The 22,471-nt window shown below is 52.7% G+C and carries 19 protein-coding genes; 16 read left to right on the plus strand and 3 right to left on the minus strand.

Annotated elements, in window-relative coordinates; genetic code table 11:
- Positions 1 to 359 precede the first annotated feature (359 nt).
- The 6 genes from NST43_RS14225 to NST43_RS14250 all read left to right on the plus strand — a co-directional run bounded on the left by NST43_RS14225 (position 360) and on the right by NST43_RS14250 (position 8,339).
- Complete coding sequence (locus tag NST43_RS14225) at positions 360 to 656, plus strand: transposase (protein ID WP_339223802.1); 297 nt, start codon at positions 360 to 362, stop codon at positions 654 to 656.
- Positions 657 to 667: 11 nt separating this feature from the next.
- A complete protein-coding gene (locus NST43_RS14230) occupies positions 668 to 1,525 on the plus strand; it encodes an IS3 family transposase (protein WP_339225375.1) in 858 nt (285 codons plus the stop codon).
- 364 nt (positions 1,526 to 1,889) lie between these two features.
- Positions 1,890 to 3,161 (plus strand): BNR-4 repeat-containing protein, encoded by a 1,272-nt coding sequence (locus tag NST43_RS14235; protein ID WP_339224996.1) that lies wholly within the window; start codon positions 1,890 to 1,892, stop codon positions 3,159 to 3,161.
- Between the two features lie 350 nt (positions 3,162 to 3,511).
- Positions 3,512 to 6,133, plus strand: coding sequence for a phosphoenolpyruvate synthase (ppsA, locus tag NST43_RS14240; protein ID WP_339224997.1), 2,622 nt, complete (start codon positions 3,512 to 3,514; stop codon positions 6,131 to 6,133).
- A 44-nt stretch (positions 6,134 to 6,177) separates the two neighbouring features.
- Positions 6,178 to 6,951, plus strand: coding sequence for an ABC transporter ATP-binding protein (locus NST43_RS14245; protein WP_339224998.1), 774 nt, complete (start codon positions 6,178 to 6,180; stop codon positions 6,949 to 6,951).
- Positions 6,952 to 7,082: 131 nt separating this feature from the next.
- Positions 7,083 to 8,339: a peptidase G2 autoproteolytic cleavage domain-containing protein gene (locus NST43_RS14250; protein ID WP_339224999.1), complete on the plus strand. Its 1,257-nt coding sequence runs from the start codon at positions 7,083 to 7,085 to the stop codon at positions 8,337 to 8,339.
- Between the two features lie 86 nt (positions 8,340 to 8,425).
- Here the strand turns inward: NST43_RS14250 and NST43_RS14255 are convergent, their stop codons facing one another.
- Positions 8,426 to 9,724, minus strand: coding sequence for an alpha-glucosidase/alpha-galactosidase (locus tag NST43_RS14255; RefSeq protein ID WP_209990599.1), 1,299 nt, complete (start codon positions 9,722 to 9,724; stop codon positions 8,426 to 8,428).
- 136 nt (positions 9,725 to 9,860) lie between these two features.
- On the opposite strand from NST43_RS14255, the gene NST43_RS14260 reads away from it, so the two are divergent.
- Both NST43_RS14260 and NST43_RS14265 read left to right on the plus strand, forming a co-directional pair.
- Entirely contained in the window at positions 9,861 to 10,757 is an 897-nt protein-coding gene (locus NST43_RS14260) for an AraC family transcriptional regulator (protein ID WP_339225000.1), read from the plus strand.
- Positions 10,754 to 11,521 carry an AIR synthase related protein gene (locus tag NST43_RS14265; RefSeq protein ID WP_339225001.1) on the plus strand — a complete coding sequence of 256 codons (768 nt, stop codon included), beginning with the start codon at positions 10,754 to 10,756 and terminating at the stop codon, positions 11,519 to 11,521. Before NST43_RS14260 ends, NST43_RS14265 begins: the two co-directional genes overlap by 4 nt.
- 128 nt (positions 11,522 to 11,649) lie before the next feature.
- On the opposite strand, the gene NST43_RS14270 is transcribed toward NST43_RS14265, so the two are convergent.
- Together NST43_RS14270 and NST43_RS14275 are read right to left on the minus strand one after the other, a co-directional pair.
- Positions 11,650 to 12,555 (minus strand): IS3 family transposase, encoded by a 906-nt coding sequence (locus tag NST43_RS14270; RefSeq protein WP_209994904.1) that lies wholly within the window; start codon positions 12,553 to 12,555, stop codon positions 11,650 to 11,652.
- A 14-nt stretch (positions 12,556 to 12,569) separates the two neighbouring features.
- The gene (locus NST43_RS14275; protein ID WP_209994905.1) at positions 12,570 to 12,908 is read right to left on the minus strand and encodes a transposase; all 339 of its coding nucleotides are present in this window, start codon (positions 12,906 to 12,908) and stop codon (positions 12,570 to 12,572) included.
- Between the two features lie 708 nt (positions 12,909 to 13,616).
- On the opposite strand from NST43_RS14275, the gene NST43_RS14280 reads away from it, so the two are divergent.
- From NST43_RS14280 to NST43_RS14315, 8 genes are all read left to right on the plus strand, one after another.
- Positions 13,617 to 14,579 (plus strand): NAD(P)/FAD-dependent oxidoreductase, encoded by a 963-nt coding sequence (locus NST43_RS14280; RefSeq protein WP_339225002.1) that lies wholly within the window; start codon positions 13,617 to 13,619, stop codon positions 14,577 to 14,579.
- A gap of 74 nt (positions 14,580 to 14,653) precedes the next feature.
- Complete coding sequence (locus NST43_RS14285) at positions 14,654 to 16,078, plus strand: spore germination protein (RefSeq protein WP_209990610.1); 1,425 nt, start codon at positions 14,654 to 14,656, stop codon at positions 16,076 to 16,078.
- A gap of 34 nt (positions 16,079 to 16,112) precedes the next feature.
- Entirely contained in the window at positions 16,113 to 17,216 is a 1,104-nt protein-coding gene (locus NST43_RS14290) for an endospore germination permease (protein ID WP_339225003.1), read from the plus strand.
- Between the two features lie 18 nt (positions 17,217 to 17,234).
- Positions 17,235 to 18,413 carry a Ger(x)C family spore germination protein gene (locus tag NST43_RS14295; protein WP_339225004.1) on the plus strand — a complete coding sequence of 393 codons (1,179 nt, stop codon included), beginning with the start codon at positions 17,235 to 17,237 and terminating at the stop codon, positions 18,411 to 18,413.
- Positions 18,414 to 18,460: 47 nt separating this feature from the next.
- Positions 18,461 to 18,679: a hypothetical protein gene (locus tag NST43_RS14300; protein ID WP_209990618.1), complete on the plus strand. Its 219-nt coding sequence runs from the start codon at positions 18,461 to 18,463 to the stop codon at positions 18,677 to 18,679.
- Positions 18,680 to 18,817: 138 nt separating this feature from the next.
- The gene (locus NST43_RS14305) at positions 18,818 to 19,768 is read left to right on the plus strand and encodes an ABC transporter permease subunit (RefSeq protein WP_339225005.1); all 951 of its coding nucleotides are present in this window, start codon (positions 18,818 to 18,820) and stop codon (positions 19,766 to 19,768) included.
- Positions 19,762 to 20,667 (plus strand): carbohydrate ABC transporter permease, encoded by a 906-nt coding sequence (locus NST43_RS14310; protein ID WP_339225006.1) that lies wholly within the window; start codon positions 19,762 to 19,764, stop codon positions 20,665 to 20,667. Before NST43_RS14305 ends, NST43_RS14310 begins: the two co-directional genes overlap by 7 nt.
- A gap of 97 nt (positions 20,668 to 20,764) precedes the next feature.
- A complete protein-coding gene (locus tag NST43_RS14315) occupies positions 20,765 to 22,387 on the plus strand; it encodes an extracellular solute-binding protein (RefSeq protein ID WP_339225007.1) in 1,623 nt (540 codons plus the stop codon).
- Positions 22,388 to 22,471 lie beyond the last annotated feature (84 nt).

The raw sequence follows: 22,471 nt of genomic DNA on the forward strand, positions 1-22,471 counted from the left end.
GGGAGGGCAGATGGGAAGGATGTATGTGAAAAACCGAATTGGGTGGCCAATTGTATGCGGAAAACTGGATGTAATCGGTTGAACCCGAAGGTTAGTGGGCAAAGTCTTGTTGAGGGAGAGCCATGAGGAGCATTAGTGCCCCTGAATTAAGCGAATGTAGGCGGCAATCGTAAATGAGGAGCACAAGTGCTCCTGAATTCAGTGAATGCGGGCCAGTCGGGCAAATATAGTGCACTAGTGCACCCGAATTTACCGGATACGGGCAAAACGAGCAAATAAGGAGCACTAGTGCTGTTAGTGTTAACCGTGGACACCCGTTAAGAGAATAGAGATAATAAGTTTAACGAGGAGGTGTCCCCATGAGTGGAACACGGAGAAGCTACAATGAAGAATACAAAAGACAGACCGTCAAGTACATCCAGGAGCAGACGAAAACGGTGGCGGAACTGGCCCTGGAACTGGATGTCCCCGCCAAAACGTTGCATAAATGGCTAGGACAGTACCGGCAGTTTGAGAATGAGCCCATCGTTACTCCAGACAAATACAGAGAGCTGGAACGTCAACTGAAGGAGCGGGAGCAACAACTCGCAGAGCTGACAGAGGAGATGGCAATCCTAAAAAAAGCCGTGCACATCTTCAGCAATCCAAAGAACTGAGATTTCAGTTTATTGAAGATCATCGCTCCGAGTTCCGCGTGGAGAAGATGTGCAATGTCTTTCAGGTGTCCCGGAGCGGGTACTACAAATGGAGAACAGCAAAGCCCAGCCCTCAAGCCAGCCGCAAAGCCTTGTTGCTGAAGCGGATTGCCTATCATTTTCATGACTCTAAGGGTCGCTATGGCAGCCCCAAAATCAAGGTTCTCCTAGAGCGTGAAGGGCACCAGGTCAGTGAACGCACTGTAGGCAAGTATATGAAAGAACTGGGTCTGCGCTCTTGTGTCGCAAAGAGATTTCGCGTATGCACCACCGACTCCAACCATCCGTTACCCATTGCCCCCAACCTGTTAAACCAGCAATTTCACACGGAAAAGCCGAACCAGACGTGGGTGGCGGATATCACCTACATTCCCTGCCGGGAAGGACGAATGTACTTGGCGAGTGTGCTGGACCTGTGTACCCGGGAGATTGTCGGCTGGCGGCTTAGCGACCGGATGACCACTGACCTCGTACAAGGCGCTCTGGACGCTGCCTACAAGGCCAAACGCCCCGGGAAGGGCTTAATTCACCATTCGGATCGAGGCTCCCAGTACGCCTCTGAAGACTACCGGGAACGCCTAAAGACGTACCAGATGACCGCAAGCATGAGCCGCAAAGGGAACTGTTATGATAACGCCTGTATCGAATCTTTTCACAGCCTCTTAAAAAAAGAGTTGGTGTACTGGAATCGATTTAAAACGAAGCAACAGGCGTATGATGCCATTTTCCAGTACATTGAATTTTTCTACAACCGCAAACGAATCCATGGGGCGCTCGGTTACGTTTCTCCGGTTCAGTTTGCAGCCACATTTAAGCGAAAAACGATGTAGTTGCTGTCTACTTTCTTGACAGGAGTCCATAGTGCACCTCCCTACGCCGGATGCCGCTAAAATTAAGCGAAGAGTAAAAGAGAGTGGGCATTCATGCAGCTTGGTGCAGCTATTACGATACAAGCCCCTTGTTACAGCAATCTTGCAATAGTACAGTAACAATCCTTTAAGCAGCATGCTATTCTTGGGCCAGTAACACTAGCAACTAGCGTACAGTAGCACATGTCACATTAGGACTAAGCTCGCGAATACCAGGATATTTGCTAGTACAGGGAGGCGGGGCCGGAGAAATCCGTATGCGTTTACATTGCTACACAGTATCTATTTATGTACGGAAGGCGAAGAGATGAAGGAGGTGTAATCGTTGAAGCAGATCAAACACTGGATACTTGCTCTAATTATGACGATGCTGCTGACTATACTACCTGCGGGGGCGGGGAGCGCGGCGGCTGTGCTGGAGGAGGTGCCTTTTCCGATGGATTCCAGCAATCAGGCGGGATGGTGGTCTCCTATTGCCACTTACGGGCTTGGCTATGAGTATGCCTATATGGCCTATAACGCCCCGGGGTCGATTCCCGGTAAGCATACGGTAGCTATTGCAAGAAGAGACAACGATGGGCTATGGAGCAAGCTTCCGCTCATGGATGGGACAACCCCTGCGGAATATCTGGACGATCTCGGGCATAACCAGCCTTCTATGGCGAGGGACGGGAGCGGGCGGTTCCACGTTTTTGCTTCCATGCACAGCAATGCCTGGCGCTATTACCGCTCAGATACTGTAGGCGGGATTCCGCAGAACCACTCGGCCGAGCTGCCCGCAGGCATGATGATAACCTATCCGGTAGTGACGACAGCTCCGAATGGAGATCTGTATTTACTGGTACGCGCTGACAAAGACCCGGCCGGCAAAAGAGAGGCCGTTCTGCTGCGCTGGAACAATGCCGATTCCGTATGGACTCAGGTCAAAATCATTGCAGCGCACCTGAACCGTTCTGTCTATCCGGATGACCTGGTCTTTGATGCGAACGGCGATCTGCATATCTTGTTCGAGTGGGCGTACTTCGCCGCCAGCCCGCTGCGCCATCAATTGTCTTACCTGAAGTACAACCCGTCCACGGGTGTGTTCAGCAAAGCAGACGGTACTCCGGTTGCAGCTCCGGTCTCCCTGACTACGGCGGATATTGTGCAGCCTATGGCTCCAAGCGAAGCCTATGTGCAGAGCGGCAGTGACCCCGGCGGTCCGGGCGTACAGAGCGCCAAGATGACGCTTGATTCAGCGGGCCGTCCGGTGATCGCTTACCGTTATCGTGAGGAGGGCAGCACAAGCTTTGCTGTGAAGCAGGCCACTTACGGTACAGGAGGCTGGAACTTGCAGACCGTCTATAACGCTGCTCCTACCAACGCGGCGATCGATGTGACCTGGACCGATACAGCCGCCAGAATCTATTATGTCCGAAGCAGTGGAGAGGCCCGGGCGTTCATGGCAGTGAATACCGGCGGAGGCTGGACAGAGAGCCCGCTTGCACCGGGTATCCCGGTTGAACGGCTGGCGGTAGACCGCAGTCCGAAGGGCATTGACACCTTATACCTGGTAGATGTAACGAACCTGAAGCTCTACTACGGACGAAATAACTAGGCTCTGCAAGGGGAGTTCCACAACATAGCTATCTGCAAGTGTAAACGGCATTGCTGTCCTTTTGAAGGACGGTACCGTTTCGGCGAGAAATAGAAGGATAATGTATAGCGTGAAACAAATACATTCTTATATTTTCAAAAAAGAACCCGGACATTCGCGCCCGGGTTCTTTCTTATTGAATCTATATGTGCACGATGATATAATAAACTGCGACTATTTTTTGATTGAGAACATAAATAAGACATCGTATATTACAATCATAACATGCAACCATGAGGGTGTCAATTTATTTTTCCGCCGAGTTTATTTACGGTTTACGGGTTCTACTTCACAAGTTAGGGGAGATTGGAATGGGATCACTGATTCTGGAGCTTAAGGAATTGGACAATGCACCGCTGCGGCTGGTGGGCGGGAAGGGGCTGAATCTGGGCAGACTGTCCCAAATGGAGGGCATTCATGTGCCAGACGGATTCTGTGTGACTACCGAGGGGTATCAGGAAGCTACCCTGCATAATGAAGCGTATCATGCTTTGCTGGAGCGGTTAACGGAGATGCAAGCCGAAGACCAAGATATGGCGCAACTCATGGACCTCAGCAGAGCGATCCGTCAGACGATTGAAGAATCCGGGATTCCGCCCGAAGTTGCAGTAGCAGTGAAGCAGCAGTTATCCCGGCATGGAGACGATCAGGCGTATGCCGTGCGCTCCAGTGCAACGGCAGAGGATCTGCCGCAGGCCTCTTTTGCCGGTCAACAGGATACATTCTTAAATATTGTGGGCCTGGACGCCATTCTGGAGCATATCCGCAAATGCTGGGCGTCGCTGTTCACAGATCGTGCGGTAATCTACCGGAAGCAGCAAGGCTATGATCACAGACAGGTGTATCTGTCTGTCATTGTGCAGCAGATGGTCTTCCCGCAGGCCTCAGGCATTCTGTTCACCGCCGATCCCGTCACGAACAACCGCAAGCTGCTGTCGATCGACGCCGGGTATGGTTTGGGTGAAGCGCTCGTCTCGGGCATCGTATCTGCAGATGTCTATAAGGTGCGGGATGAGAATATCGTGGAGCAGCGGATTTCCTCCAAAAAGCTCGCAGTCTACGCGTTACCCGGAGGCGGTACAGAAATCCGGCAACTTAACCCCGTACAGCAGGAAGCACAGACGCTTACGGAACCGCAGATTGTGCAGCTCGCCCGGATTGGGAGGCACATTGAAGCGAGCTTCGGGGCCCCGCAGGATATCGAATGGTGCATGGCCGATAACACCTTCTATATCGTCCAGAGCCGGCCAATTACTACATTATACCCGATCCCTGATTCCGGGGACTCGGAGAACCGCGCGTATATTTCTGTGGGCCATGGGCAAATGATGACAGACGCGATGAAGCCGCTGGGCTTGTCTTTTCATCTGATGGTTACTCCTGCCCCTATGCGTGTGGCCGGTGCAAGACTGTTCGTTGATGTGACCGCATATTTGGCTTCACCCGCCAGACAGACGATTATTGATACGCTTGGGAAGTCTGATCCCTTAGTCAAAGACGCGCTGCTGACGATCCTTGAGCGGGAGGATTTCATCCAAATGCAGTCAGCGCCTACTCCCGTACCTGGTCCCGCTGCAAACAAGCCAGGCAAGCCGGTCCCAGAGGATCAGGACCCCCTCAGTTCCGATCCGGCCATTGTTACTGAGCTGATTAAGAATAACGAAGCCTCCGTAGAAGAACTGAAGCAGGTCATCCAGGGGAAATCCGGCGCAGCACTGTTGGATTTTATCCGGGAGGATATTAAGGAACTTAAGCGGCTGTTGTTCGATCCGCGCAGTACGGCGGTGTTCATGGCTGCCATGGCTGCTTCAGCCTGGCTGAATGAGCACTTGAAGGAATGGCTCGGCGAAATCAACGCAGCAGATACCTTATCGCAATCGGTGGACAACAATATTACCTCGGCCATGGGTCTTGCGCTGCTTGATGTGGCTGATGTGATCCGTCTTTGTCCGCAGGTAATCGATTATTTGCAGCAGCACGCACATGACGGGGATTTCCTGACCGGACTCCTTCCAATAGAAGGCGGGCAAGCTGCCTATGCTGCGCTGATAGAGTATCTCGGTAAATACGGAATGCGCTGTACGGGGGAGATCGATATCACCCGAACCCGCTGGAGTGAGAATCCGGCGATTCTGATTCCTATGATTCTCAGCAATATCAGGCAGTTTGCGCCGGGGGCCGGCAGACAGAAGTTCCGGCAGGGGCTTAAGGAAGCACGGGAGAAGGAGAAGGGGATTATCGAACGCTTGCGGTTGTTGCCGGATGGCGAAGACAAGGTGCGGGAAACCAGACAACGGATCGAGCTGCTCCGTAATTATATCGGGTATCGTGAATATCCGAAATACGGGATGGTCAGCCGCTACCTGGTCTACAAACAGGCGATGATGAAGGAAGCGGAGCGGCTCGTGCAAGCAGGCAGTATCCATGACAAGGAAGATATTTTCTATCTGCAGTTCGAGGAATTGTACGAGGCCGACCGCACTGCTGTATTCGATGATGAGCTGATCAAGAAGCGCAAGGACGAATTCAAATTAGCCGAAAAGCTTACGCCGCCGCGTGTCATCACATCAGAGGGTGAAATCCTGTCCGGCCGGTACAGACGGGAGGATCTCCCGCCCAACGCTCTGGCCGGTCTGCCTGTATCTACAGGAGTGATTGAGGGCCGGGCGCGGGTCATCCTTAACATGGAGGAGGCAGACCTGGAGGAAGGAGATATTCTGGTTACCTCGTATACAGACCCCAGTTGGACACCGTTGTTCGTCTCCATTAAAGGGCTGGTTACCGAGGTCGGCGGGCTGATGACGCACGGGGCAGTGATCGCACGCGAATACGGCTTGCCCGCAGTGGTGGGTGTTGAACATGCCACCCGGCGGATTCAGGACGGGCAACGCATTCGGGTAGATGGAAGCGCAGGATATGTTGAGCTGCTATAATATTTCATTGAAGACTATTGCGAGGCAAGGGGGAACACTGGAATATGATTATATCGCTTGAACGGGTATCATGGCGGCGTGAGCAGACAATGATTCTGCATGATATGAATTGGCAGGTACATGAGGGACAGCACTGGTGCATTGTTGGTCTGAACGGATCAGGCAAGACAACCATGCTGAACGTCGTGAACGGCTACATCTGGCCGACCCAGGGACAGGTGGAGGTGCTGGGCCATCGCTTCGGCGATGTGGACCTGAGGGAGCTGCGCAAGCGGATCGGCTGGGTCAGCACCTCATTGCAGCAGAAGCTGTACGGCCATCAGACGGCGCTGAACATCATTCTGAGCGGCAAATTCGCCACGATCGGACTGTACGACAAGACAGAAGAAGCGGACCTGAAGCAGGCAGAGGAGCTGCTGGAGTTCCTGGATTGCTCGGCCCTGGCCACACGAACTTATGATACCTTATCACAGGGACAACGCCAGAAGATTCTTATCGCACGGGCGCTCATTGCAAATCCTGATCTGCTCATCTTGGACGAGCCTTGTACGGGACTGGATATTTTTGCGCGGGAGCAGTTGCTGCAGATGATCGAGAAGATCACCAAGCAGGAAGACGGCCCCACCTTGCTCTATGTGACCCATCATATCGAGGAGATTACTCCCTGTTTCACCCATACCCTGCTGGTTAAGAATGGGGAAATCTATAAAGCTGACGAGACGACGGAGTGCCTGAAGTCAGAGGTGCTCAGCGATTTCTTCGATACCCCGGTTGAGGTGCAGGAGCATCATAACCGGAGATGGCTTACGTTGGGTTGAACAAGAGGCATTCCAGGCATCCATGACAAATAATATTTTGTACCCGGGAGACATGCCGTGTCCATTCCATCAAGTCCGCAATATTGTGTAGGGTAGGACCATAAAAACCACAATATTAGGAGGAATGGCTTATGGCAGATGAAGGATGCAATCAGAATGCTTCCGGATCTTGCTCACATGCAGAGGGGAACTCCACTACCGCTAGCGGGTTTGCTTCCCATGCTGAGGGGTACCAGACCACAGCCAGCGCTTCTGCGGCTCATGCTGAAGGCTACCAGACCATTGCAGCATTGGACACGGCCCATGCCGAAGGGAATGGGGCCCTTGCATCAGGACCGGCCTCACATGCGGAAGGTTACAGGACCTTTGCAATCAACGATGCTGCCCACGCTGAGGGAGGTTTAACTGTTGCTTCAGGGACTCAATCTCACGCTGAGGGTGCTCAGACGACTGCTTCGGGTGTAGCTTCTCATGCGGAAGGCAATCAGAGTACTGCAAGTGGTGAATACTCCCACTCAGAAGGCTTCCTGACAGTAGCTGCTGGCCCTGCTGCCCATGCAGAAGGCTTCTCAACTCAGGCAAATGGGCTTAGTTCTCATGCTGAAGGTTCCTTCACTGAGGCGAATGGAAACTTTTCCCACGCAGAAGGTTTGTCTACAATTGCAGGTGCTCAGAACTCTCATGCTGAAGGGAACAGCACGGTTGTTCTTCCAGAACACACTGAAGCTCACATTATGGGTGCTTTTGGTGAAACACTGTATCCTGCTTCTTGGCATTTAGCCAATGGTACTCCATCCACCCCTGACCTGGCTGCTGTGCTTCAGGGGTCTACCGGAAATTTATACCTTAAAGGCACGGTAATGAATTTTGGGGCAGACTATGCCGAAATGTTTGAGACGGTGGATGGATTGCCGATCGAACCGGGCTATTTTGTGACCACGGATGGGGAGCGGGTAAGAAAAGCAACGCCAGCAGACAAATATATCTTGGGGGTAGTGAGTGCTACCCCCTCTGTCCTTGGAGATGCAAGCCCCTTGAACTGGAAAGGCAAATACGAAAGGGATGAATGGGGCAGGGTTAGATATGAAGACCGGGAAGTTGAGGCGGTGAGAGACAGCGAGGATAATGTTCTGGCGCCTGCATATTCTGTGAGCGCGGCCGTTCTCAATCCTCAATACAAGCCGTCTCAAGCCTATGTGCCACGGATCGATCGCCCGGAATGGGTGGCTGTAGGAACCATGGGCAAGCTCCTTGTCCGGGATGATGGAACCTGTCAGGTGAATGGATATTGTCTTCCAGGTGCGAGTGGAGTGGCGACCGCCTCTACAGAAGGGTACCGTGTTCTTGCCAGAACAGCACCTGATCAAATCCGAATTTATGTGAAATAGAGACGATTCAGCAAGCGGGCGCGGTTCAAAAATATAAGGCAGCAATTCTCCTGTTATGGAGGATTGCTGCCTTTGTTATTGAAGATTTATTGATACTTCGGCAGCCAGTCACCATGAGCTGCGATCAGATCGTCGCACATGCTGACAATGTCGTCCATTGACAGCTCCGCGGCGGTGTGCGGGTCCAGCATGGCGGCGTGGTAGATATGGTCCTTCTTGCGCGTCATGGCGGCTTCGATAGTCAGGAGCTGGGTGTTGATGTTGGTCCGGTTGAGCGCTGCGCACTGCGGCGGCAGATCACCTACGAAGGTTGGCGTTACGCCGCTTCTGTCCACCAGACAAGGCACCTCGACACAGGCTTCTCTCGGCAGATTGGTAATCAGCCCCGTGTTCATCACATTGCCGCCGATTTTGAACGGCACATCCGTCTCCATGGCTTCCAGGATGTATGAGGCATATTCATGGGAACGCTCATGCTTCAGCTCCTGATTGTTCACCAGTTCCCCGCGCATCTGCTCCCACTGCTTAATCTGTTCCACGCAGCGGCGCGGATATTCGTCCAGCGGAATCTGGAAGCGTTCGATCAGCTCGGGATAGTTTCTTTTGATGAAGTACGGATGGTATTCGGCATTATGCTCGGAGGATTCCGTAATATAGTAGCCGAATTTCAGCATCATCTCGTAGCGGACCATGTCGTAGTGAGACTCCAGCTGCTTCTCGGACGCACGCCGTTTGATCTCCGGGTACAGGTCCTCGCCGTCTTTGGTGACTTCAAGCAGCCAGGCCATGTGGTTGATGCCGGCGATTTTGGCTTGAACCCCTGTCTTGTCAATGCCGAGGTGGTCGAATAAGCCAGGAATACACTGCTGCACGCTGTGGCAGAGTCCAATGGTATTCACCCCGCCGTAAGTGTTCATGACGTTCGTCAGAACAGCCATCGGGTTCGTATAGTTCAGGAACAGCGCATCCGGGCAGACCTCACGGATATCCGCCGCGAAATCCAGCATTACCGGAATGGTCCGCAGGTTGCGGAAGATGCCGCCAATACCTACAGTGTCAGCGATCGTCTGGCGCAAGCCATATTTCTTGGGGATCTCAAAATCAGTAATCGTACAAGGATCGTACCCGCCGACCTGAATGGCGTTCACCACATATTTGGCCCCGCGCAGCGCTTCCTTGCGGTCAGTATAGGTATTGACGGTACAAGTGCTGCCGCTGCTTTTCTTCAGATTCTGGAGCATGCTGGCAGAGTCATTCAGACGCTGCAGATCGATATCATATAGGGCAAGCTCGAAGCCTTGCAAAGCGGGTGTAGCCATGATATCTCCGAGTACGTTTTTGGCGAATACTGTACTTCCGGCACCGATAAATGTAACTTTAGACATAAGAGTCTGGCCTCCTGTGGGTTGTGGAATATAAGATTTCAGAAGCTTTTTTCGCTTGTTTCTTCTATAATCACTATAGAATAGAACCGAAGGACCGCCTATGGAGAAAGACAAGATAGATATGGAGGAATGTTGCATGAATCCGGATCATTACGAGTTCACTCTGGCCATTAACCTCATACCGGAGGAGCAGGATTTGTCAGTGCTGTTCAGCGGCGAGGGGAGACCGCTTCCCGGACACACCATAGGACCGTCCGTACATGATTTCTACTTAATACATACCGTTCTGGAGGGCGGCGGCCTGTTCGAGTGCGGGACGTTCACGGCGGAGTGCCGGGCGGGAGATACCTTCGTGATTATCCCCGGCTCATTATTCAGCTATAAGGCCGACCTCGATAATCCCTGGCATTATGCATGGGTTGCCTTGCAGGGCATTGGGGTACTGGATCTCCTTAGAGCGGTCGGGATTACGAAGGACCAGCCCTTTATCCGTTCCGGCGGCGGTAACGCCGCTGAGCTGCATAGCTTATATGAACATATCAGGCTTGCGTTCAAGCAATCCGCTTATCCGCGGCTGGAGAGTCTGGAAGCATCGGGCTGGGCACGGCTGCTGCTGCACCAATTCGGACGCGATAATCTAAGCGCCTTGCCGCCGAATCCGTCCGGGATGCCGGAGATGATCGACCGGCAGATCGACCAGGCGATCCGCTGGATTACACTGCAATACCATCAGCAGATCAGCATCGATCACCTCGCATCCTCACTCGGCTATCACCGGGTTCATTTATCCAAGGCATTCAAGCAGCGGACCGGCCTGTCGCCCAAGCAGTTCCTGCTTAGAATCAGAATGGACAAGGCCAGAGAGCTGCTAGGCAGCACGCTGACGATTGAACAAGTGGCCTCTTCCGTCGGCTTCAATGACGCCTTGTATTTCTCCAAGCAATTCCGCAAAGCTACAGGCATGCCGCCGAGCGAATTCCGGGCAGTACTCAGGAACGGGAATGAAAAAGATACAGGAGGATCAAACATATGAAACCGCAAGTCCAGCGAATCCGTGATCTGACCATAGTACGAAGAGAGGGAGGGCGCTTGCTGGTCGTCGGCTGCGATTCCAGTGCCAGCATCGGCAACAAGCCGATGGATGTGGTGCAGACACCCCCGGCTGTTGCAGGCTATTATGCTGCCAGAGTTGCAGTGATGGAGGTCCTGTCTGTGGGAGCGGAGATTTTAACAGTCATCGATACCCTGGCGGTAGAGAAGGAGCCTACAGGGAATGAGATTATCCGGGGCATCCACAAGCTGCTTCAGGAAGCCGGACTGACTACCGCCCATGTGAACGGCAGCACCGAGGATAATTTCGTGACCTGCCAGACCGGTATCGGAATCACTGTGATCGGTGAGGCTGAGGAGGAGCAGCTGAAGCTGGGGTGTTCACAGGGCGGAGACTGTATCGTGATGCTGGGCGAACCGCTGGTCGGAAGTGCAGTGCTGGTGCAGGAAGCAAGCCAGTGTACCCTCGGGCAGCTTCAGCTTTTGGCAGCTGCGCCGGAGGTCCATGATATTCACCCGGTTGGCTCTAAGGGAGCCGGGTATGAAGCGGAGCTTCTCGCAGAGTTGAACGGCTGTGGCTTCCAGCCGGTGCCTGGAATAGCGGATAAGCTACAGGCATCCGGGGGGCCGGCGACAGCGGTGATTTTTGCGGCAAAGGAATGTAGGATTAGTGAGCTTCAGTCTAGAATCGGCGGCAAGATGGAGATTATCGGTTATTTACAGCCTTGTACGGCTTACGGAAGGTGAATACCAGCGCGAACAAGGCGGATTTGATTAAACCAAATCTGGCCTGCCGCCAACAAATGGATAAACCGGTTCGGCCCCCTAATTGTGGAGACATTCTGCTAAAAACTCGTGTTTTCGCAGTTTCTCGTTTACAGCGTTATTTCTATCGGTTTTAGCTTGCCCGCTTTCCATGCGGCTTGGTATTGCTTGGGGCTCAAACGCTGCAAACTGCCATGAAAACGGCGCTCGTTGTAAAATTCAATATAGGCTGCGACTGCTTCATAGGCTTCTTCAAACGTTTCAAAGTACCTTTTTGCATACAAATCTCTCTCCAAAATGCTATGAAATGACTCAATGTAGGCGTTCATATTCGGCGTTTTTGGAGGAATTCGTTCATGCTCCAGCGGACGCTGTGTTTCCGCACACAACTCGCCAAAGACGTCACTTAAGAATTGCGGGCCGTTATCCGAACGGATGACCGGAGAGGGGTCTCCAGGCTGCAAACGCCTGTCTAGAGCCTCTCTTAACGTGGCACAGACTTGCTTGGCTGTACAACTCGCTCCCACGTGGTAGCCAACAATGCAGCGGTCAAACACATCAATCATATCAAAGATAAAAAAGAAGCGGTCGTAGCCATGAACATATCCATATTTAATGTCAATCTGCCAGAGTTGGTTGGGGCCGGTGACCACTCGATTTCGTGCCAGGTGCCGAGGGTATTTTACGTTCTTTACCGGCTTTTTCTGAAGCAGCCCGAGTTTCTTGCACAGCCGATATGCCTTCTTGTGGTTGAGAATTAAGCCCTGCTGGACCCACAGGGCGTAGGCGAGGTTCCGGTAGCCATAGCCGTTCTCCTCTCCCTCCACCAGCTCACTCAGCCATTCCTCGATCTGTAGGTCACTCACCCGCAGACCACCAGTGGTGAGGGAATAGGAGGGGATCGGACGGCCCGACGTCGTTATTGCAGCAGGGCCGCCTAGAAGCCCCGAGAGACGTTTTTTATGGGCATAGTAGGTGGAGGGTTGAACCTCTATAATCCGTAGCACCAATGTCACCGTATACCCCCGCTTTATCGTTTCGTTGGCCAGTTCGAGTCTGTCTTGTAAGCGGGGTTGGCTTTTTTTAGGAGTTCACGCAGCAGTTCGATCTCCAAATCCTTTTCGCCCAGTAGCTTAATGGCCGTCTCCATCTTCGTCTCCAGGTCTTGGACACGCTCCGCATCTTCAATCCGTTCCTGAACGGACGGGGTAGCCTCTTCTCCAAACCGTTCCTTGTAGAACTTCACCCAATTGGAAATCGTGCTGGGTGAGACGGAGTACTTTCGGGCGAGGAAGGAAATCTTGGTTCCATGGATCGCTTCTTGGGCTACTTTGATCCGCTGTTCGTCGTACAACTTGTTGCTTCTCATCGGCTCCACTCCCTCTTCTTAGTGTACCTCTTACATGTCAAGGTCTCCACTTTGATTAGGGGGCTTAAGAGAAACGTATCTTAATTTCCCTCTTTCTGCGAAATGTCCTGAAACAAGTGGAAAAATAGCAACTGCTGCTTACGGATTGGGCCGTTTAAGGTAACGAGTGATTATTTAAGTGCCATTTTTCCAATTGTTTCCCCAGCATGGCCCATACGTTCCTCAGGAAGTGGAGAAAATCCAACTAAGTGCTCTCCCGCAAGCATACACATCCCAGTCTAATACGCTATCCAAGCGCAATGGGCACTGCCAGTCCCTTGCAGACAGGGAGTGGTATGAGCTGGAGAATGTACAATCTTTCTATCAATTTTTCAATCAGCATAAGCATCTGTTTGAATAAGGCTTAATAAGCGCCAGGAAGCGCCACAATTGACATCATTCAAATTCAAAGTTATTATAGACACGCATAGTCCTTAATAAGGGCGATGCTGATGTACATTGCAGATTGGCGATGTAGATTGGACGATGCAGATTGGTCGATGCAGTTGTGCAATACAGATTGGCGACGCAGGTGAGCGATGCAGATGCGGTGTCTATTTTTTTGTGATATTCACGGACTACAGAAATCTCTAATGTCCGCAAATCGACCTGCCGTCACCGCCACACCAGACACCAACCACTCAAACCAACCACAGGGAGGAATTACAAATGAAGAATCTGAAAAATAATGATGCCGCAAATGTAGTTAATACAGATGCAGCAAATGCAGACGCAGTAATTATCGGAGGAGGCCCCGCCGGGCTTAATGCTGCGCTGATGCTGGGCCGGGCACGCAAACGGACGATTGTTATAGATGCCGGGCGTCCGCGTAATGCGGTCACCCGGGAAGCGCATGGCTTCCTGACCCGGGACGGGATTGCTCCGTTTGAACTCCGGCGGATTGCCATAGAACAGCTTGGCGCTTATCCGTCGGTCTCACACCTTGAAGATACAGTTGTGTCCGTTACCGGAGAGGACGGGGCCTTCCTGCTGGAGACCGCTTCAGGGCTTAAGATCTCCAGCAGGAAGCTGCTATTCGCCGCAGGCATGAAGGACCGCAGGCTGGATATTCCGGGACTAAGTGAGGTCTACGGGAAGAGCGCTTTTGTCTGCCCGTATTGCGATGGCTGGGAATTAAGGGATCAGCCGCTGGCGGTCATTAGCAGAGGGGCTGCGCTCATGCATCTTGCGCCATTGTTATATGGGTGGACAAAGCAATTCGCGGTCTGCACGAATGGACCCGATGAGCTCACAGAAGCGGAACGTGAGGAATTACGTGCTCATGATATCCCGTTATTCGATACTCCGATCCGCGAGATTTCATCCAGTGAGGGTATGGTTAACCATGTGAAGCTGATGGATGGAACAGAAATTCCGTGTACCGGCATCTTCTTTAGGCCCGAGCTGGCTCCGGGAACGGATCTGCCGCATTCCCTGGGCTGCCGGATATCCGAGCAGGGAATCGTTGAAGTCGGCGAGTCCGGCCAGACCAGCGTGCCCGGGATATATGCCGCCGGGGATGCCGCCACCATGATGCATCAATCCATAGCTGCCGCCGCATCGGGCGCGCTGGCTGCTGCTGCGGTGAATGGTGAATTGAACAGGGAAGCCTGGAAGGCGGGGCTTGCATAATTATTCCCTCAATAGCAAAGGATAACATGACTATGAATATGATATTCAAAGGGTAGAGCAGGGAGGGAGTACAGATGAATACTGCAACGGAAGCAGCACCGGAGATCAATCTCACCCGTCTGCTGGCAGAGAACGAACAGGTATTGCACGGGATTTTTGCAGGCTGTGAGGATATTGTGTTCCATTCGTTCCAGACTGTTCATCGTACTTCTGCGCTCTGTGTGTACTGTACAGGATTATGTGATACGGAACGGCTGGAGCAGCAATTGCTGGCCCCGCTGGAGCAGACCGGCCTTGCAGTTGAACCGGCAGTGGAGTGGTCTGCTGAGGTTCCGGTCGCCTCGATTCACCAGATTAACACCGCCAAACAAGCCGTTACAGCGATTCTGGACGGCGAAGCTGTTCTTTTGCTGGACGGCCAGGCTTCGGGTAAAGGTTATCCGCTATACAAGGTGCCCACCCGGACCCCCGAAGAACCGGCGGCTGAATCCACTGTGCGCGGTGCCCGTGACGGGTTCACGGAAGCTCTGGCTATGAATCAGTCTCTATTGCGTATGCGGCTTAAGACGCCTGCATTGAAGCTGCACACTAAGACTATTGGAGAATACAGCCATACGAAGGTCACCCTCGCTTATGTGGAAGGGATGATTCAGCCGGGACTGGTCACTGAAGTCAACAAACGGCTAAGCCGCCTGAATATCAAAGATGTGCTGGAGAGCCAGTATATTGAGCAGGGCATCATTGACCAGCCCTTTTCGCCGTTTCCGCAGATGATTGCCACGGAGCGCCCGGATGTGGTGGTCTCCAATCTGCTGGAGGGCCGGTTTGCGCTACTGATTGACGGGACTCCCTTCAGTCTTATTGCCCCGGTCAATATGTTCTCCATGCTGCAATCCCCGGAGGACTACTACGAGAACATTTACATGAGTATTTTTGTCCGCTGGCTCAGGTATATCTTCTATGCTCTGTCACTCCTGCTCCCCTCCGCTTACGTAGCCATCACCACCTTCCATCAGGAGATGATCCCCACAGTGCTGCTGTTGAGTATCGCGCGGGCGAGAGAGGAGATTCCTTTTCCGGCCCTGGTGGAAGCCTTCATTATGGAGATTGCCTTCGAGGCGTTGCGGGAGGCCGGAGTCCGGCTGCCGAAGCAGATAGGTTCCGCCGTCAGTATCGTGGGCGCGCTAATCATAGGCCAAGCTGCTACCACTGCGGGAATTGTCTCTGCGCCAATGATTATTATCGTGGCGATTACGGGCATTGCTTCCTTCATGGTTCCGCGTTATTCAGCCAGTATCGCGACCCGTCTGCTGCGCTTCCCCATGATGATTCTGGCAGGCACGCTGGGCCTGATCGGCGTTATGCTCGGCATCATCCTGGTGGTCATTCATCTTAGCAGTCTACGTTCGTTCGGCAGGCCCTATCTGTCACCGGCAGCTCCAACGTTCAGCAAGGGCTTGAAGGATGTATTGTGGATCTCCCAGCCGCGGAGCAAATGACGGCAGCCGGACTTCACCAGAGAAGGGGATACTTATGTTGACTGACAAAGGGAAAATATCGGTTACCCAGCTGGCCTATCTGGTGTTTCCCTCCATTCTTGCGACGGCTATCCTGTCTGTCCCCGGGATCACCATGCATTATGCAGGGCATGATATGTGGTTATCGCCCATCCTGGGCTCGCTGATTGGAGTAACGGTCATGGGGATCTCACTTGGACTGAACCGCCTCTATCCCGGCAAGACCCTTATGCAGTCCAGTCTGCTGATCGCCGGATGGCTGCCGGGCAAGGTGATTGGACTGGGTTTTCTGCTCTTTTTGCCCCATTTGAACGGCCTGATTATTCTGGAATACGGTGAGTTCATTGTGAATAATGCGCTTCCCAAGACGCCGCTGCTTGTCATAATGGGGACGATGGTCGCAGTCTGCGCGATTAATGTGAGGCTGGGCATTGAGGTGGTCAGCCGGACTGCGCAGGTGTTCGTTACGCTGCTGGTGGTGATGCTCTGCCTGATCTTTGTGCTCCTGATCCGGGAGCTCCAACCCGCCCAGGTGCTTCCGTTCATGGAGAACGGGTTCGTTCCCATCGTCAAAGGCGCGGTGGCTCCGGCGGCATGGTTCAGTGAATATACTGTGCTGGCCTTCCTGCTGCCCTACGTTAACAGCAAGAAACATCTGGGCCGGACGATGCTCGCCTCGCTGGTCGCAACAACCCTGGCCATGACCGCGACCAATCTGTTCTGCCTGCTGCTGATGGGTGATTTGACGGACAGCTTTGCTTTTCCGGTGATGATTGCTGCACGTTACATTACGATTGCCGATTTCCTGCAGCATATTGAGGCGCTCATTATTGCGATCTGGATCTTCGGGATCTTTGTCAAAATCTCTGTCTTTCTCTACATCTTCGCCACCTCGGCCGCTGAATGGTTCGGGCTGGACGATTATAGACCGCTGGTGGTTCCGCTCGCCTTCGTAAGCATGGTGTTCTCTTACTGGGTAGTAACCGGCGCTGCGGGAGTGTCTGCGCTTATCAGCGCTTCGGCTAACCTATACACAATGATGTTTCTGGTGGGGCTTCCCGCCGCAATCTATGGACTGGCCCTGCTGAAGAAGGGGCTGAAGCTGCTGAGAAGTGGATGACAATAAGGAGGGAGGGCTATGCGGAGCTTCAAGGCCATTACAGCGCTATTGCTGAGCAGTCTACTGCTGGCCGGATGCTGGGACCGGACGGAGATTAATGACCTGGCGATCGTGCTGGCCACCGGCGTGGATTATAAGGACGGCCAGGCGCAGTTGACGGCACAGATCTTCATTCCGCGTAAAGGAGGCGGCGGCTCGGAGAGCGGCGGGGCAGGCGAAGGCGCGAGCGGGGTCACCATGATCCGGACTGCTGAAGGAGAGAACATTGCGGAAGCCTTGAACCGGCTGCAGCGGAAGGTCGCCCGCCATATGTTCTGGGGCCAATGTGAGGTGATTGTAATCAGTGAAGAAGCGGGGAAGCAGGGGCTGCGTGAATATGTTGATTTCTTCCTCCGTTATCCGCAGTTCCGTGAACACGCGTATATCTTCTCCAGCCAGGATTCCGCCAAGGATATTCTTGCCCTGCTGGACCCGCTGGAGCGGAGCTCCTCTGAATCCCTCCGCGAAATGGCGAATATGAACCTGGGCACGCGTGTGACCCTGCTGGAATTGTCCCAATCCATTCAGGGAGCCAGCGGTTCGGCCATCTTAACCCGTATCCTGATTGCTCCCCCGGAACAGAATGATGGCCCGAATGCGACGACTCCCTCTCTCAAAGGGTTAAGCCTGTATAAGCACGGACGTTATTCCCTCACTGTAAAAGAACCGGTAAGCCTCGGAGTACTGCTGATGATTAATGAGCTTAATAATATTATCATGCCGGTTGCTCTGGAGGGAGAGAAGGGCTCCTTCTCGATTCTGTCTAAACAAATCACCACCATGCTGACCCCGAGCATCGTCAACGGCGAATGGATGATGAAGGTCCGTATTCAGGCCAAGGGAGAGGTCGTTCTGAATACAACCGATGCCAACCTGACTGATCCGTCAAAGGTGATGGCGCTGAAGAAGGCGTGGGAGAAGCGGCTCAAGGAGGCTGCCGGGCAGGCACTCCGCATGTCTCAACAGGAGCAGAAGACCGACTTTTACAGATTCGCCGATTCCTTCCGCAAGCATTACCCGCAGCAGTGGAAGGCGAAGAAGGACCAGTGGGAGGCTATGTACCCCGAGCTGCGGGTGGAGGTCTCCGTCAAGGCAAGTATTACCGGGAACGGAAGATCAACCGGACCTCAAGGCATACCGGAGCAATCGGCCGACTGACGGAGGGGACGCCTGAATTCCAGCAACCATACAAGGATGTGGGAAGCATGAAAATGGCAATGATCCTAAGTATTCTGCTGCTGTCATGCGGGATCATTATTTTTGAATTCCGGGGCAGTAAGGACAAGAAAGCCAGAAAGGTTATCGCAGGCATTACGTTTGCGGCGGCGGGAGTTACCATTCTTCTTTTCTTTCAGCCGGGATTGCCGGGTCCTACCGAGCTGGTGAAGCTGTTGTTCGGCAGAATCGATCTGATTATGAAATGAAGCTTAAGGCAGCTCCTTCACGGGGCTGTCTTTTAAGTTATTACCAAATTCATTTAAGCGATTACATTTTCTTATCTCCCGGCGCAGCTATAATGAAGAACAAGAGAGCTCCTTAATACAGCCGGAGGGATGGGAGAAATGAAAGCGGTTTTAAACAATCAGCAAGATCAGATCGGACTAACTCGAAGACACACCTTTTGGCTCAGGATCAGGAGAGATGCCCTACTCTATACCCTTTTGCTGCTGCCTCTGCTGTACATTGCCATTTTTAAATATGCCCCGATTTACGGCTTGATTATGGCCTTTCAGGATTACAATATTTTTCAGGGGACGAGTGGAAGCGAATGGGTGGGACTGGATGTGTTCCGGTTTATTTTTCAGCAGGACAGCTTCTACCGTGCCCTCAAAAATACGCTGGTCCTGAATGTGCTGGATTTAGTGGCAGGCTTCCCGGCCCCGATTATCCTGGCGATTCTGCTTAACGAGGTCCGCATAGCCCGGTTCAAGAAAATAACGCAAACGATTCTCTATCTGCCACACTTCATGTCCTGGGTGATTATCGGCGGGATTGTCTATCTAATGTTCTCTAACAGCGGGATGGTGAATCTTTTCCTGGATAGCCTGGGCCTGTCGAAAATCGAATTCCTGTCACAGAAGACCCCTTGGCTGGTCACCTATATTACTGTGGGGGTATGGCAGAACATCGGGTGGGGGACGATTATTTATCTCGCGGCGATTACCGGCATCAACAAGGAGCTGTATGAAGCGTCCGATATGGACGGCTGCAGCAGACTCCGCAAAATGTGGCATATTACACTGCCGGGCATTAAATCTACGATTAATATCCTGCTGATTCTTCAGATTGGCCGAATGGTATCGATCGGGTTCGACCGCCCGTTTGTGATGGGGAATTCACTGGTCAGCGAATATTCCGATGTCATCAGTACCTTCGTGTACAGAGTGGGCATCAGCTCGGGAGACTTCTCCCAGGCAACGGCCGTCGGGCTGTTCCAGTCTGTGGTAGGTCTGACCCTGCTGATCGGTGCCAACTATATTGCAAAGAAATTGGGTGAGGATGGGATATGGTGAGAGCGGCAAGCACGATACGAATGGGGCGGAATGGCCGGAAAAAAAGTGTGGCAGATATTGCGATTATTGTCTTTATTGTGGCTTTGTCGTTCACCTGCATTGTCCCGTTCTTATACATGATAGCGTTATCATTAAGTTCCAACGAAGCGATTATCTCGCAAAAGGTAAGCTTATGGCCGGTAGACTTCACTTTAGAGACGTATAAGACGATTCTGAGCGATGCCGATATGCTGTATACGCTTGGATACAGTATTGTGCTTACGATTTTTTACACGGCGGTGTGTATGTTCCTGACCATCTGTGCGGCGTATCCGTTAACGAAAAAGCGGCTATGGGGGAGAAACTTCCTGCTGTCCGCGCTGGTCTTCACGATGTATTTCAGCGGTGGTCTGATTCCTTCCTATATCCTGATCAAGAACCTGGGGATGATGGATACGATATGGAGTCTGGTGCTGCCGGGCGCAATGAGTGTATTCAATCTGATTATCCTGAAAACCTTCTTCAGCTCTCTTCCCGAGAGTCTGGAGGAATCGGCGTCCATTGACGGGTGCTCGGATCTGGGAATTCTTCTCCGGATTGTGCTGCCCCTCTCGCTGCCTTCGATTGCCACCTTAAGCCTCTTCTATGCCGTAGACCGGTGGAACGGATTCCAGGATGCCTTATTCTATATTACCAAAAAAGAGCTCTATCCCATGCAGCTCAAGCTGTACCAGATCATCTCAGCCAACCAGCAGCTGGACAGCCAGCAGGGCGGCGAGGGCAGTATCGGCTCGTTCATTGTGCCGGAGTCGCTGAAGGCCGCAAGCGTCATGTTCACCACCATTCCGATTCTGCTGATCTACCCCAAGCTGCAGAAGTATTTCGTAGACGGTGTAATGACGGGCGCGATCAAGGGCTGAGGCGGGTATACTCCGCGGAAGGGGGGATGCCGGGCTGGCGGAAGTTGAAGCTGCCTGGGCAAGGAAGCTATAATCTGGATTACTATCATGCTAAGAGATGAAAGGGTGGTATACCGTGAAGACAGGCATCAAGAAAATATCGGCCGTTCTGTGCAGCACCGTGCTGCTGGCCGGCGTTGCTGCAGGCTGCGGCGAAAGTGGCAAAGAGAGCAAAGAGACAGCCGCGCCGGAGTCGTCTAATGCCGCAAAGTCCCCTTCTGATCCTCCTGCAAAGCTTACGGTGGAGGTGTTCGACAGAGGGGTGCAGGGCCAGCCGGATCTGAATAATAATTTCTGGACGAAATATGTGAATGAGCATTTCGGCAAGCCGAATAACGCTGTTGTTGAATATGTACCGGTTCCCCGGTCCCAGGAGGTTGATAAGCTGAACGTATTAATGGCTGCGGGCCAGGCTCCGGACATCTCGTTCACCTATGACGGGACGCTGGTCACCCGTTTTGCCAAAAGTGATGGTCTCTACACGCTCGACGAGCTGCTGGAGAGCCATGGCCAACAACTGAAAACTTATCTCGGGGACAATGTTCTCGATTACGGCAAATATAACGACAAGCAGGTATCGATTCCGGGCAAGCGCACCCTGCTGGCCTGGAACGGGATGTTCATCCGTAAGGATTGGCTCGACAAGCTGGGAATGCCGCTTCCGACCAATAGAGATGAGTTATACGAGACGCTGGTGGCCTTCCGCGACAAGAACCCGGGCAATGTGAACGGCGTCATTCCCTGGGCAACGGCGGCAGCCGGCATGAACTACACCTTCGGCAACCTGGTTCAATCCTTCTGGGGCCAGATGTCCGAGGAAGAATTCGTCACCACGCCGAACTGGCTGAAGCCGGGCAACAAAGATGCCTACAAATGGCTGAACAAGCTGTATAATGAGAAGCTGATCAGCCCCGATTTTGCCCTGGACAAAACCACCAAGCAAGCGGATGCCGATGTCACCAACGGCAAGGTCGGCTTCTATGCCGCCAACTGGGATTATCCAATGACCCAGAAAATCCGTGTTCCACTGAAGCAAAACTCGCCGGATGCCCACTATGTTCCGGTGGATACCTTCAAAAACACCGAAGGCAAATACCTCAAAGAGGTATATAATGAGAACGGAATATTCTCCTTCATTCCCAAAAGCAGCAAAAATGCGGAGCTGGCGGTCAAATATCTGAACTGGATGGCGGACCCGGAGGTGATGTTCTTCCTGCAGTTTGGTGAAGAAGGCGTTCACCATACGCTGAAAGACGGCATCCCGCAAGGGATTGCACAGACCGGCGAGAAAATGCAAATGAGTAATTTGAACATGGATTATACGATGATTGTTAACGGCGCTGAGCTGGGCGACACCGAAAAGAACGTCAAAACCTATGCCGCAGCCCTGGCCTCCGGGGATAAGCAGTATGAGGAACTCGCTATGGAATCATACAAAATCAACACTACAGACGGCTATTCATCCTTCTATTACGGGGTGCCGAACGAATCAAACATCAAGTACGGCAAGACGCTGGGCGATATGAACAAGCAGATGGTTGACCGGCTGGTGGTGGCCAAGGAGGCAGAATTCGACGCCTTATACGATAAGCTGGTGAAGGAATATATGGACGCTGGCGGTAAAGCGGTTCAGGATGAGAATGTGAAGCTCTACAGAGAAATTAAAGCGAAAACCAAATAAGTCTTGAAATACGGATAAACCACGAGGATGATTAGAAGTGGTTTATCCGCCTTTCGTTTGCCGGGTAAGCCCAGATGAATTCAC

It is taken from the genome of Paenibacillus sp. FSL H8-0332 (genome assembly GCF_037963835.1).
GTDB classification, from domain to species: Bacteria; Bacillota; Bacilli; order Paenibacillales; family Paenibacillaceae; genus Paenibacillus_AQ; species Paenibacillus_AQ rhizoplanae.